Annotated in this window: 11 protein-coding genes; 8 read left to right on the top strand and 3 right to left on the bottom strand. The window is 40.2% G+C overall.

Going from position 1 to position 13274, the window contains the following annotated elements; genetic code table 11:
* Nucleotides 1–263: 263 nt before the first annotated feature.
* Nucleotides 264–734, bottom strand: a complete 471-nt coding sequence (trmL, locus tag AC1Q59_RS21175; protein WP_492367852.1) for a tRNA (uridine(34)/cytosine(34)/5-carboxymethylaminomethyluridine(34)-2'-O)-methyltransferase TrmL — start codon at nt 732–734, stop codon at nt 264–266.
* 179 nt (nt 735–913) lie between these two features.
* Between trmL and AC1Q59_RS21170 the strand changes: the two genes are divergently transcribed.
* Nucleotides 914–1300 (top strand): hotdog domain-containing protein, encoded by a 387-nt coding sequence (locus tag AC1Q59_RS21170; protein ID WP_492367851.1) that lies wholly within the window; start codon nt 914–916, stop codon nt 1298–1300.
* A gap of 100 nt (nt 1301–1400) precedes the next feature.
* Here AC1Q59_RS21170 and AC1Q59_RS21165 read toward each other — a convergent pair whose 3' ends face one another.
* Nucleotides 1401–2321 (bottom strand): class I SAM-dependent methyltransferase, encoded by a 921-nt coding sequence (locus AC1Q59_RS21165; RefSeq protein ID WP_492367850.1) that lies wholly within the window; start codon nt 2319–2321, stop codon nt 1401–1403.
* Between the two features lie 239 nt (nt 2322–2560).
* Here AC1Q59_RS21165 and AC1Q59_RS21160 point away from each other — a divergent pair, with 239 nt between their 5' ends.
* From AC1Q59_RS21160 to AC1Q59_RS21135, 6 genes are all read left to right on the top strand, one after another.
* On the top strand, nt 2561–3013 hold the full coding sequence (locus AC1Q59_RS21160) for a MarR family winged helix-turn-helix transcriptional regulator (RefSeq protein ID WP_492367849.1): 453 nt from the start codon (nt 2561–2563) through the stop codon (nt 3011–3013).
* Between the two features lie 24 nt (nt 3014–3037).
* A complete protein-coding gene (paiA, locus tag AC1Q59_RS21155) occupies nt 3038–3556 on the top strand; it encodes a spermidine/spermine N(1)-acetyltransferase (protein WP_492367848.1) in 519 nt (172 codons plus the stop codon).
* Nucleotides 3557–3577: 21 nt separating this feature from the next.
* Nucleotides 3578–4195: an FMN-binding negative transcriptional regulator gene (locus tag AC1Q59_RS21150; RefSeq protein WP_492367847.1), complete on the top strand. Its 618-nt coding sequence runs from the start codon at nt 3578–3580 to the stop codon at nt 4193–4195.
* A 105-nt stretch (nt 4196–4300) separates the two neighbouring features.
* Nucleotides 4301–6523, top strand: coding sequence for a YcdB/YcdC domain-containing protein (locus tag AC1Q59_RS21145; RefSeq protein ID WP_492367846.1), 2223 nt, complete (start codon nt 4301–4303; stop codon nt 6521–6523).
* Between the two features lie 919 nt (nt 6524–7442).
* A complete protein-coding gene (locus tag AC1Q59_RS21140) occupies nt 7443–8369 on the top strand; it encodes an aldo/keto reductase (RefSeq protein ID WP_492367845.1) in 927 nt (308 codons plus the stop codon).
* Between the two features lie 177 nt (nt 8370–8546).
* Nucleotides 8547–9809, top strand: coding sequence for an MFS transporter (locus AC1Q59_RS21135; protein WP_492367844.1), 1263 nt, complete (start codon nt 8547–8549; stop codon nt 9807–9809).
* A gap of 406 nt (nt 9810–10215) precedes the next feature.
* Here the strand turns inward: AC1Q59_RS21135 and AC1Q59_RS21130 are convergent, their stop codons facing one another.
* On the bottom strand, nt 10216–10896 hold the full coding sequence (locus AC1Q59_RS21130; protein WP_492367843.1) for a phosphoribosylaminoimidazolesuccinocarboxamide synthase: 681 nt from the start codon (nt 10894–10896) through the stop codon (nt 10216–10218).
* A 196-nt stretch (nt 10897–11092) separates the two neighbouring features.
* On the opposite strand from AC1Q59_RS21130, the gene recQ reads away from it, so the two are divergent.
* Nucleotides 11093–13237 carry a DNA helicase RecQ gene (gene recQ / locus AC1Q59_RS21125; protein ID WP_492367842.1) on the top strand — a complete coding sequence of 715 codons (2145 nt, stop codon included), beginning with the start codon at nt 11093–11095 and terminating at the stop codon, nt 13235–13237.
* Nucleotides 13238–13274 lie beyond the last annotated feature (37 nt).

The following is a 13274-nucleotide window of genomic DNA, read 5'->3' as shown; positions in this document are numbered from 1 at the left end:
TTGCGAATGCTTCAAGAATTTTAACACTCCCATCCCCAATAACTATTGTTCACCTTTTTATCCCTATCAAGATCCAAATCTATTTACCACTTAGAAATATCTCATTCAATCTAGATGTGATAGAAAAAGTTTAATCACGACCGCATCTCTATAATATCTGCCATACTATTTTAGGCAATGAAGACCTTCGTGGTATTGCTTTTAATAGAGAAGAAATAATATTACTTAAATAAAAGAAATCTTCCAAAACTCGGAAGATTTCTTTACCTTAAATGAGGATATCCTTGCTGGCGCAAAGCCTCATACACCAATATAGCGGCAGTATTCGAAAGGTTCAATGAACGGACATGATCATTCATTGGTATTCTCAAAAAGTGATCTTTGTTTTGTCTTAGTAAATCTTTTGGTAAACCTGTTGTTTCTTTTCCAAACATAAAATAATGGTCCTTTGTTCTATCACTGAAATCAGTTGATGAGTGTGATTTTTCACCAAATGTCTCAATATAGTAAAACTCCCCTTGATTTTTTGAAAAAAAGTCATCCAATGAGTCGTAATAGGTTACGTTGACAGATTGCCAATAATCAATCCCTGCACGTCTTAACATTTGTTCATCTGTTGAAAATCCAAGTGGCCGGATTAAATGCAAGGCTGTATCCGTTGCAGCACAAGTAAGTGCAATATTTGCAGTATTCGATGGAATATCTGGTTGATATAATACAACATGTATTGCCAAGAATGGTCACCTCTAACTTTATTTACACCCAAATTATAGCATATTGATTGAGAAGATATGTACTGCACATTTGGCGCTATATTCATATGACTTTTAATTATTCTGAAAATTACGTAAAATATAGGTGGTACAACTGTTATTCATAATGCTCTTATTCATTGATCTAAGGGGGAATATCATTGAATTTAAAAGTCGGAGATATCATTCGATTTCAGCGGACATTTACAAAGGAAGATGTTGAAATATTTACAAAAGTATCCTGGGATGAAGGAGTTCATCATACGAATCCTGGTGAACTGGGGAGACTTGTCGTTCAAGGGCTGCTAACGGCTACCTTGCCGACAAAAGTTGGCGGAGAATACAATGTACTGGCCCGTACAATGAATTTTGAATTTTTAAGACCCGTCTTTACCGGAGATACCATAAGCTGTGAAGTAACGGTTGAACAACTTGAAAAGAAAGATAATGATAGATTATCAATTATGGCAACCTTCTCATGCATGAATCAAAATGAGAAAAGGGTATTGAGCGGGAGCTTTGCGGGTGTCATATTAACAGGGGATTGATTAGACGGTCATCTGGACTAACAATGTCGGTTTTTTTAATAGAAACTCGGATTTTTTTACTAAAAAAGCGGAAACCTCCCATACATAGGGAGGCATTGAGCTATTCTTTTTTAACAGCATGAATGTAGTGGATCGTTTCAAATGCGGATAAATAATCAGTACGATTTTGAAAGAATTGGTTTTGAATGGAATCAGGCGATAGGTGCTCATATATAAGCAGCCCGGCGTTTTCTAACATTTTCTCCATTTCGTTATAAGCAAAACAAGCTTTCATAGGTTCGCCTCCGGCTGCAGCCATTTGCAACAAGTTTTGTACACGGTTAGACCTTCCTTTTTCGTTAAAAAGGTTATGGTCTGCATAATCAAAAACAATCGAACTGCCCTGCGGGAGGCCGGCAAATAATTGTTTAATTAAAACAGCTATTTCTTCTTTTGTTAAGTAATAGGAAACTCCAAGAAGACTGAAAAATGTTTTCTGTTTATGCAAAAAGCCTTCCTTAGCAAGGCCTTCCATTGCGTATCCCTTTGTAAAATCCATTGGAACAAAGTGAAGATTAGCTGGAACTTTGAGGTTTGCGTCTGCTAATCTTTCCTTCTTAGATTCTTGTGTGGCTGGATAATCTATTTCGAATATTTCCAAGCTATCGATTAATTCTGGATGCCGGAAACAAAAGGTATCAAGTCCGGCGCCAAGAATAACATACTGTTTTACCCCCAGCAGCATTTCATGGAGTAATACATTTTCGCAATAAGCAGCACGGGCGAGTGGGGTAGGGGAAAGCTGAACCTGCGTGATCCATTTTAGGATTTTGTCTGGCTGATTTTTGTGTCTTTGGGCGACTTCCTTATTAAAAAATTCAATCCCATTAATCATATTCGCGCTAATCTCTGTCATTTCTTTTGAAGAAATTAAATCATTAGCAATAAAATCATCGAAAATTTTCGGTGAGTCAAATTTGCTGTGGTAGGCACGGCTAAAGGCAGATACTAATGAAGTTACACTAAATTCATTTTTCTTCATCCTCTATTCCTCCAAAAAAAATAAGATTCCCCGGCCAGGAGAATCTTATTATATACACAAATAGTTTAATTGTAAATTATAGCATAAATAACTTTTTTTGTCAAGTTTTCAACGGTTATTTCCGGAAGCTAATCCAGCTTTTTTAACTTTTTTGTTGCAAATACAGCAAATTTAGGTTAAATTCAATCCAGGTTATTTATATTGCAAATGCAACGAAAATGAATGCAAAGGAGTTACTGATGAAGGAAATATTACGTGAAATTGGGATGATTGCCAGAGCACTAGATTCGATCAGCAATATAGAATTTAAAGAATATGATCTGACAAAAGGCCAGTATTTGTACCTTGTGCGAATATGCGAAAACCCGGGAATCATTCAAGAAAAGTTAGCTGAAATGATAAAAGTAGATCGAACAACAGCAGCTCGTGCGATAAAAAAACTTGAAATGAATGGCTTTATCGAAAAGAAAGAGGATGAGCATAACAAAAAAATAAAAAAACTCTTTCCAACAGAGAAAGGCAGTAATGTTTATCCTTTTATAAAAAAAGAGAATGAATATTCCAATAGTATCGCATTAGCAGGATTTACCGAAAAAGAAGCAGACACCATTTTTCAGCTTCTTCAGAGAGTTAGAAAAAATGTAGAAATAGACTGGGAATATGTTAAAAAGGGAAACAAACGAAAGTATTGAATTAAAAAGGAGAGGCCAAACATCATGACGATAAGTATAAAAAAGTGCACGCTCAAAGATTTACACTCACTCCAAAAAATTAGTTATGAAACATTCAATGAAACATTTAAGGATCAAAATTCACCCGAGAATATGAATGCCTACTTGAAAAAGGCTTTTAATTTAGAACAAGTAGAAAAAGAATTATCCAATCGTTCCTCGCAATTCTTTTTTGTTTTTTATAATCAGGAACTAGCTGGATATTTAAAGGTTAATACCAATGAGGCACAGTCTGAAAAAATAGGTGATCAATCACTGGAAGTTGAGCGGATTTATATAAAGAATACATATCAAAAACAGGGGCTTGGCAAATATTTGCTAAATAAAGCGATAGAAATAGCGCAGGAACAGAATAAAGAGAACATCTGGCTAGGGGTATGGGAAAAAAATGAAAATGCCATTGCTTTTTATAAAAAAATGGGGTTTGTCCAAATCGGAGCACATTCTTTTTATATGGGGGATGAGGAACAAACCGACTTTATCATGAGTAAACCACTCCAATAACTTATTGAAAGGTTGATTTTTATGTATATACCTAAACATTTTAAAATGGATGATGAAGAGGTCATTTATGATTTTATCGAAAAGTATGGATTTGCAACCTTTGTTTCTCAGCACAATGGCGCACCCTGTGCTACACATCTGCCGCTGATGCTGAGTAAATCTGAAAATGCTTTATATGGGCATTTTGCACGTGCTAATGAACAATGGAAGGATGCGGAAAGCCAGCAAGTCCTCGTGATCTTCCAAGGTCCGCATAGCTATATTTCACCTTCATGGTATGAAACTATGAAGGCTGTACCCACATGGAATTATGTCTCTATCCATGTGTACGGTAAGTTAGAGATTATTGATAATCAACAAGTAATCATTGATTCTTTGGATGACCTGGTAAAAAAATACGAAAAACCAGATAGTCCATATCATTTAAGTGATATGGACCCTAGCTTTATTGAAGGAATGAGTAAAGGAATAGTTGCATTCAAAATAAACATCACTAAAATTGAAGCAAAAGCTAAATTAAGTCAAAATCATTCAGCAGAACGGCAAGAATTAATTATTAAGCACTTAGAAAACACCTCCGAACAGGATAATCTAGGAGTAGCCTCTCTTATGAAGAAAAATCTGCGGAAATTAAAATAAGCTGTTTTGTATTGCTTGTTCCATTTTTAGTTTTCTATCTTCTCAACATAATTCTGAATATGTAGTATATAATAGAATAGACTGCCAAATATTAGGAGGGATTATTTGAAGAGCTTTAGAAAACTGGGACTTTTGGCGTTGACTACTGGTCTATCAATTGGGATATTTGCACCGGGAGCGGGCGCAGCATCATTGGGAAATGAACAGCTTAGCGAGACACAAATTCAATTATCGCTGGCGGAAGCTGTGGTATCTAAAAGTGAACTGATTAAGAAATTCAGGGAGCTGTTTCCACAGTTTAATTATCTGAAGGATAGTGATTTCCACATGGGGTCTGGCCATCACTACCCTGATGATGATACAATCCGCTATGATCTTAGCTTTCATAAAAACTTAAAAAATGGCAAATATGTGAATGGGTCTATTGGCTTTATTGGAGAAAAATTAGAAATTGAGCGTTTTAACTATGACCCTTCGAATGCAGAGGAAGCACTATTCCCTGCAAAAGTAACGAAAGAAAAAGCGCAGAACATTGCTCAGGAATTTTTAAAGAAATTCGCTGATGGAAGTGACTACCAGCTAGAGCCTCAATACTTTACCTTCTTTCCAAACCATCAACTTCTTACGGAACCTATCCGTTATTCCTTTTCTTTCGTACGTACAAAAAATAATATTCCTCTTTCCGATCAGCGAATACAAATCACCGTGCTTGGGAATGGGGAGATAAATGATTTTTATCGGAGTACATTCAACCAAGGCATTCCATCCTTTGATGATGAGACAAAAGCTCTGTCGAAGAAGGAAATCATTTCGAAAATGAAAGATGACCTTTCGATAGATTTGTATTATAGAATAGATCATGACTATCGAACGGGTGCAAAAGATGTCAAACTTGTTTACCAGCCGTCTAGTGAAATGCGGGGGGTACATGCAATAACCGGTGAGTGGCAGACGTTGAATGGATTTTCTTCTAAGCTACCTGCTAGGGATGGGCTTGTGCCTATTACAGATCAAGCCATTCAGCCTAAGAGAGCCAATCTAACACTGGAAGAGGCAAAGACGTTTGCTGAAAAATTACTTAAGGTTGATTCAAAGGAGATAAAGCTTAGAATCGAATCGATTGATGAGACGAAAAACCACAATGGACAAGAGGTTATTAGTATTCAATATATGTATGAATACCATAATGGCGGTACGGGAACAAATTTAGAAATTGATAAGAAAACGGGAGAAATTATTCAATATCATGACCTGAAGGCCGATGTCCTCAAAGAAGCGGGCGACGATCAAAAAGAGAGCCAAGCGATTGCTAAAGAAGAGGCACTTGAGCAAGCAGTGAAGTATTTAAAAAATTACGCCCCATCCTATCTTCACAACTATGCGATACCAATGGGTGAACCCTATTATAATGAAGCTAGAGGCGTATATCATTTTAGTTTTCCAAGAATAGTAAATGGAATTCTCGTGAATGGGGATCAGATTTCCGTGGGGATTTCTGCAAACGGTGAGCTGCTGAGCTTGAATGTGAATCATTCCGATATCCAAAGCTGGCCATCTGTTAAAAATGTAATCTCTAAAGAGAAAGCGACGACCAAGTTTTTTGAAAATCTTAACCTTAAGCTGAACTTCTTTAGAGAAGGAACTGGTGAAAAACGAGACCATTACCAGCTCGTATATACACCGGAATACAGCGAGAATCCATTTAGCTATTTAGATGCGAGTACAGGCGAATGGACTAGCGCATTAGATAACAAACACCAGACTATTTCCCATCCTTGGGCGGAAAAAGAGCTTAATTATCTAATGGAGGCTGGAATTATCGAGGTGAAAGATGCCAAGGATTTTCAGGGGGATGAGAAAATTACAAAGGGAGCAGCCCTTGAGATTGTCATGAGATCCATTTCAAGATTCTATCCCGAATACCCTCCACATCAAAAAAGTGTAAATCAAACTTTTGATAATATTAAGCCTGAGCATCCGCTTTTCCAAGCAGCAGAACGTGCGGTTTCTCTAGGTGTTCTTGAAAAAGAGATAGCTTTTAACCCAGACGAGCATTTGACAAAAGAAGAATTAGCCGTTTGGTATATTCGGTTACTTGAACTGGCTGAAGCAGCAAAAAATCAAGGAATCTATCAGCTTAAATTTGCAGATGCAAAAGAAGTAACGCCAGAAAACATCGGTTTTGTGGCATTGGCCCATTCATTAGGTCTTTTAACAGATACCAATAATAAATTCAGCCCAAAAAAAGAAATAACCTATGCGGACCTTGCAGTATCTGCTGTCCAGCTAGCCCATGAAATCTTTAAAAAAGGGCTCCATTATTATTAATACACGGGGGAAAGGACCCCGCTGCATCATTAAGCAACAAGTACCATTAGTTTTCAAACTAATGGTACTTTGGTGTTTGGATTTATTATAAGCGGGGAGTACATCGGACAGCTGTGCAGTATTATAGGCAAGGTCAGTCCAAAGTGGGGAGAACATTGGACAGCCGTACTAGATTTAAAGCAAGGCTAGTCTAATGTGGGGAGTACCTCGGACAGCGGTGCAGGGTTTTGAGCGAGGTCAGTCCAAAGCGGGAAGAGCTTCGGACAACAGTGCTAGATTTTAAGCGACGTCAGTCCAAAGCGAGGAGAGCTTCGGACAGGTGTGCTGGATTCTAAGTGACGTCAGTCTAAAGTGTGGAGAGCTTCGGACAGGTGTGCTGGATTCTAAGTGACGTCAGTCCAAAGTGGAGAGCTTCGGACAGGTGTGCTGGATTCTAAGTGACGTCAGTCTAAAGTGTGGAGAGCTTCGGACAGGTGTGCTAGATTTTAAGCGAGGTCAGTCTAAAGTGTGGAGAGCTTCGGACTGGTGTGCTAGATTTTAAGCGAGGTCAGTCTAAAGTGTGGAGAGCTTCGGACAACCGTGCTAGATTTTAAGCGACGTCAGTCCAAAGCGAGGTGAGCTTCGGACAGGTGTGCTGGATTCTAAGTGACGTCAGTCCAAAGCGAGGAGAGCTTCGGACAGGTGTGCTAGATTTTAAGTGGCGTCAGTCCAAAGTGGGGAGAGCTTCAGACAGCTGTGCTAGATTTTAAGCAAGAACAGTCTAAAGCAGAGTCACCTTCGGACAGTCAGACCGTACTTTTTGATTGGACTGTCTGAAGAAAACCACTCAAAACAGATTTCTTGTTTTAAATATCAGAATTGGTGTATTATTCAGACGTACATGCAGTTTAATTTGTAAACGCTGAAAGGAGCTTTTTTAATGACAAAAACTCGCCTTGGAAAAACAGATTTATTGATCCACCCCATTGGCCTAGGTTCAAACGCCATTGGCGGACATAATATTTATGATCATATTGATGAAGCGGTTTCAAAAAGTATTGTCCATACGGCTGTCAGTCATGGGATGAACTTTATAGATACCGCCTATTATTATGGGCTTGGTCGGTCTGAAGAGCTGATTGGCGAGGTCATGAAGGAACATGGGAAGCGGGATGATTTCATCATCGCCACTAAGGCATCTTATACATTCCCAAATGGAGAGCTTGTTCATAATAATTCTCCGGAGTTCCTAATACGCAGCGTAGAGGAATCGTTAAAAAGACTTCAGACCGATTATATTGATTTGTTTTATATTCATTTTCCAGATGAGAATACGCCAAAGTACGAAGCGGTTGGTGCGTTACAGCGATTGAAGGAGGCAGGAAAGATTCGAGCGATTGGCGTATCTAATTTTTCACTCGAACAATTAGAGGAAGCTAATCGTGACGGGTATGTTGAGGTCCTGCAGGCGCATTACAATCTATTCAATCGTGAGGCAGAAGAAGAAATTTTTCCATATGCCAATGAACAGGGTATTTCCTTCATTCCGTATTTTCCACTGGCAAAGGGATTGCTGACGGGCAAATATCGAAAGGATACCCCGCTGACGGAGCAGCAGAAGAAGCATCCGTTATTTAAACAAGAAACCTATTTTACTAATCTTGAAAAAATTGAACACCTTCGTGAATTGGCAGCAGGGAAGAATGTCGAAATTGCGCATTTAGTGCTGTCTTGGTATTTAACAAGGGGGCCAATTGATGCCGTGATTCCTGGGGCGAAAAACCCTGAACAGCTTATCAACAATGCAAAAGCTGCTGATGTAAAAATGACACGGGAAGAAATAGAATTAGTAGATTCGATCTTTTAGGCGGGGCTTTTCTCCGCTTTTTTTTATAAGCTGAAAAGAAATCATTTTCAAGTATTTCTCATCCTCATACGTAAGGTGATTTTTTCACCAGTACATCAATTATTTTTCTAAAATGGGTTTCTACTGCTGCGGTTATCCCATATATATATGGATAAAAGCTAACGGGAGTAGACATCATTGGACAAACAAAACAGCAGGTTAAGATGGGTTGTATTTGCATCTGTATTGTTCACTTATTTATTAATGTCGAGTCAGCGGACAGCTCCGGGATTAATTCCTGATCAGATTATGAGGGATTTTAGTGTAAATGCATCAACAATTGGGCTGCTTACCGGTATTCAGTTTTTTGTCTATACTGGCCTCCAAATTCCGATGGGGATTTGGGCTGATCGATATGGGCCCAATTTTTTTCTAATTATCGGGGCCATACTTACAGGTTTAGGGACTATGATTTATAGTCTGGGTACACATGAGTTTGTTCTGTTTTTTGCCAGGATTTTGACAGGCATAGGAGATGCGACAATCTGGGTTAATATGGTTCTGATATTGAGCCTGTGGTTTAATGCAAAGGAATTTACAAAATTAATCGGAATTGTCGCCATGACAGGCAGCCTGGGCTTTCTATTTGCGACAGTCCCATTTTCCATTTTAATTGATTGGTTTGGCTGGAGGTCTGCGTTTTTTTCAACAGGGTTCCTATTGTGTTTATGTGCGATTCTTCTTTATATTGTTCTTGTCAAAAAACCAAAGCAAACGTTATTTGAAAAAAGTGATGGACCACGTGTAAAAACATGGGTAATTCTCCGGAAAATTTTTGCAAGCAGGCAAGCCTGGGCTCTATTCTTATGCCACTTTGGGCTTGTTGGAACGTATATCGGATTCATTGGTTCATGGGCTGTTCCTTATGGAATGCATGTCTATGGAATGACGCGTCTGGATGCGAGCCAGCTTGTTTTGATCGGTCTTGTCGGGGCTCTTATTGGCGCGCCTTTAGCAGGGTGGATATCAAGCCGGTTAGACATGATTAAGCGTCCATATATTTTCGTCCATGTCATCATTGTTTTGAGTTGGTCGGCCTTTTTGTTCTTAAAGGGACATCCGCCATATTCCTTGCTGGTTTGCCTTTTCTTTATTATCGGCCTTGCCTACGGGGCGAACGCTTTAACGTTTGCAGCTGTTCGCCAATCCTTTCCAATTAAAGAATCTGGCATTGCCTCGGGGTTTGCGAATACAGGAGGTTTTCTTAGTGCCGTATTACTGCCAAGTATTTTTGGAAGTGTACTAGATCATTTTCAGGCTGCGGGAAACATTAGTGCAGGATACTACTACGGCTTTTTCATACCGGTGGTCTTTTCGGCGATTGGGTTGATTGGGGTATTCTGTATCAGAGAAAGAGAGCGATCAGCAGCTGCAAAGCCAATTTCGGTGCATAGTAAATAGCAGACTTGGCGGACCTGCTTTTATAAGGGGATGAAGGCCATTCCCCTTTGCTTTTCTGTAATAAATGTCCTTCATAAGGGCTATGAAGGCCTTTCCTCCTCATTTTTAAGAGAGATATGTCCTTCATGAAGGCAATGAAGGACATCCTCCTTCTTTTTTAATCGACAATCGTCTAAATTCTGTACCTAAAAAAGCGAACAAGGCTCATTTCCCTTGTTCGCTTCTTTAATGCACTGCCGCGGGGACCTGATCGCCCGCCAAATTAACGCGGCACCGCACCGGGGGCCTGACCCCCGCCAATTTAACGCAGCACCGTACCGGGGGCCTGACCCCCGCCAATTTAACGCATCACCGCACCGGGGGCCTGACCCCCAATGTATTAACGCATTAAAGCGGGCATGCTCCTTTAAAGGAACATTTTCTCTAGCTCTAGGGGTTCGATGTATTGGCCGTTTTTGTATGCGCGCATGTTGCCGCCTGAGATTTCATCGATTAGTACGATTTGTTTGTCCTTGCCTACGCGGCCGAATTCAAATTTAATATCGTATAGCTCAATATCCTTTTTCGCAAGTTCGTCTTTGATTACTTGTCCGATTTGCTGTGTTAGGGCCTTTAATACTTTGTATTCGTCCTTGTTTAAAATCCCAAGCATATCCAGTGCGTCCTCGCTGATAGGCGGGTCCTGACGGTCGTCATCCTTGATGGTTACTTCAACAAAGGCATCTAGCGGCTGTCCTTCTTCTGCATATAAACCATATCTGCGCAAGAAGCTTCCAACGGCTCTATAGCGGCAAATAACCTCAAGACCTTGGCCGAAAACCTCAGCAGGCTTAACCGTCATGGTTGCTTCTTCAATATTTGCATCGATATAATGCGTAGGGATGCCCTTTTCTTTTAAAATTTCAAAAAAGTATTTTGTTAAACGCAGTCCGGCACGGCCTGCTCCTTCAATCGTTAGTCCAACTGAGTTTGCTCCTGGATCGAAGACACCGTCTACACCTGTCACATCGTCTTTAAATGAAAGTAAGTAGTTTCCGTCCTCTAGTTGATAGACATCTTTTGTTTTTCCCTGGTATTTTAGCTCCATAGTAAAAACTCCTTAATCTAGTAATTTTAAATCGAGATTTTTTTCAATACTTTCCTATTATAATAAAAAAATAAAAAGTTCAGGGAACTTTTTTTAAAACTCACAAAGCACGGCTTCACCAGCGACAAAACATGTTAAAATAAAACAGTATGACCCTCAAATATAATTCCTCGAAAAAAGAAAGGAGCCCTCTGCTTTGCTCGAACAAGCCCAAGAATTTCTTAAAACCTATTATGGATACTCGTCATTCCGTCCGGGTCAGGAACAGGCAATTTCATCCGTGCTCGAAGGAAACAATACCATTTGTGTGATGCCTACAGGCGGCGGTAAATCGATTGTCTATCAAATTCCTGCTCTTATTCTTCCTGGAACCACAATCGTCATTTCACCGTTAATATCCTTGATGAAGGACCAAGTGGATACATTGAATCAGCTTGGCATCCCGGCAGCTTATATCAATAGTTCCCTCAGCCGCCAAGAAGTCCAAGAAACTATTGATGAGGCGATTCATGGGGGATACAAGCTCTTGTACGTTGCACCTGAACGGCTGGAATCCTATGATTTTAGAGAGATTTTAAAAAATATCCAAGTTCCTCTCATTGCGGTCGATGAAGCTCACTGTATTTCCCAGTGGGGACATGACTTTCGGCCAAGCTATCTGCATATCTCGCGGTTATTGGAATTACTGCCGGGAAATCCAACAGTCTTGGCATTAACTGCAACAGCGACACCAAAGGTAAGGGAAGACATTTGTCATTCTTTGAGTATTAATCCAATTCATTCGGTTATTACCGGTTTTGAACGGACAAACCTAGCATTCTCTGTCATTAAGGATCAGGATCGCCTTGTCTTTTTAAAAGATTATATAAAAAAGAATAAGCAGGAAGCGGGGATTATTTACGCAGCAACCAGAAAGACCGTAGATAAGCTGTATGAATGGCTTCAGGAGGAAAACATTGAAGCTGCCCGTTATCATGCAGGCATGAGGGATGATGAACGTGCTTTTGAACAGGACCGATTTTTAAAAGATGAAGCAGAGGTGATGGTGGCGACGTCAGCCTTTGGCATGGGTATTGATAAATCCAACATAAGATATGTTGTTCATTATCAAATGCCAAAAAATATGGAAAGTTATTATCAGGAAGCTGGGCGTGCCGGCCGGGATGGGCTTTCTAGTGACTGTATCATCCTTTACTCGCCGCAAGATGTGCAAATTCAGCGTTTCTTGATAGACCAATCAGCTGAACAGGCAAGGATGGCGCAGGAACTGGAGAAGCTGCAGCAGATGGTTGATTATTGCCATACAGAACACTGTCTTCAGTCCTCAATTCTTGAGTACTTTGGCGAAAAAGAAACACAGGCGTGCGGGCGCTGCGGAAATTGTACGGATACCCGCTCAAGTGTAGACGTAACCAAGGAAGCGCAAATGGTATTAAGCTGCATCATTCGGATGGGGCAAAAGTACGGCAAAGCAATGACCGCGGCCGTATTAACTGGTTCGCGGAATAAAAAAGTATTGGATTTCAAATTTGATAAGCTATCAACTTATGGAATTATGAAAGGGAAAAGTGCCAAGCAGGTCACGGAGCTGATCGATTTCCTCATCTCCATGAACATAATTGGGGTGGAACAAGGAGCATACCCGACAATTTTTGTGGCTCCTGCCGGGAAAGCGGTTCTAACAGGCAAAGAACAGGTTTTTAGGAAAGAAGCTGTACAAATTAAACAGGTTTCCAATAGTGATCCATTGTTTGATGAGCTTCGCCAATTAAGAAAAAGTGTGGCAGATGCGGAAAAAGTGCCGCCGTTCGTGATATTTTCGGATGCAACGCTAAAGGATATGTGTGTTAAGCTGCCATTAACTGCGGCGGAATTTTTACAGGTCAGCGGTGTCGGACAGCACAAACTAGAAAAATACGGCGAAATCTTTATCCAAGCACTTATCGAGTATTATGAAGCCCATCCGGAAAGGGAACGGAGTCAGCATTCGATGGCTGCTGCTCCGCAGAAGCAGGCGAAAAAGTCCATAAATGATTCGCTTAAGGAAACACACAAGCTGCACATGGAAGGTTTAACACCAGAAGAAATAGCCTCTCACCGCGAGCTGGCAGTCAGTACAATTGAAAATCATCTTATTCAATGCATTCAAAATGGAATGGAGGTTGATTTCTCGATCCTACTCCCCGAAACTTTCATTGGCGAGCTGGAGAAAGCTGTCGCAGAAGCCGGACGGGATAGGCTGAAGCCGATTAAAGAACTGGTTCCTGAAGAGATCAGTTATTTTATGATTAAAATTTATTTATATAAATTAAGGCGGGAAGACAAGACCAGGGGTGAATAAAGGAAGGGTTAGAAACCCTCTTTTTAGAAAAAGCCAT

The sequence above is a fragment of the Cytobacillus sp. MT66 genome, from assembly GCF_058792595.1.
Note: the sequence above shows the minus strand (reverse complement) of the source record. Positions and strands in the feature narration are given on the sequence as shown.

What these genes read in the sequence shown, in the direction of transcription:
- AC1Q59_RS21130 (WP_492367843.1), bottom strand. Translation starts at nt 10,896, where the DNA reads ATGGAGCTAAAATACCAGGGAAAAACAAAAGATGTCTATCAACTAGAG.
- AC1Q59_RS21150 (WP_492367847.1), top strand. Translation starts at nt 3,578, where the DNA reads ATGTATATACCTAAACATTTTAAAATGGATGATGAAGAGGTCATTTAT.
- AC1Q59_RS21160 (WP_492367849.1), top strand. Translation starts at nt 2,561, where the DNA reads ATGAAGGAAATATTACGTGAAATTGGGATGATTGCCAGAGCACTAGAT.
- paiA (WP_492367848.1), top strand. Translation starts at nt 3,038, where the DNA reads ATGACGATAAGTATAAAAAAGTGCACGCTCAAAGATTTACACTCACTC.
- AC1Q59_RS21140 (WP_492367845.1), top strand. Translation starts at nt 7,443, where the DNA reads ATGACAAAAACTCGCCTTGGAAAAACAGATTTATTGATCCACCCCATT.
- AC1Q59_RS21165 (WP_492367850.1), bottom strand. Translation starts at nt 2,321, where the DNA reads ATGAAGAAAAATGAATTTAGTGTAACTTCATTAGTATCTGCCTTTAGC.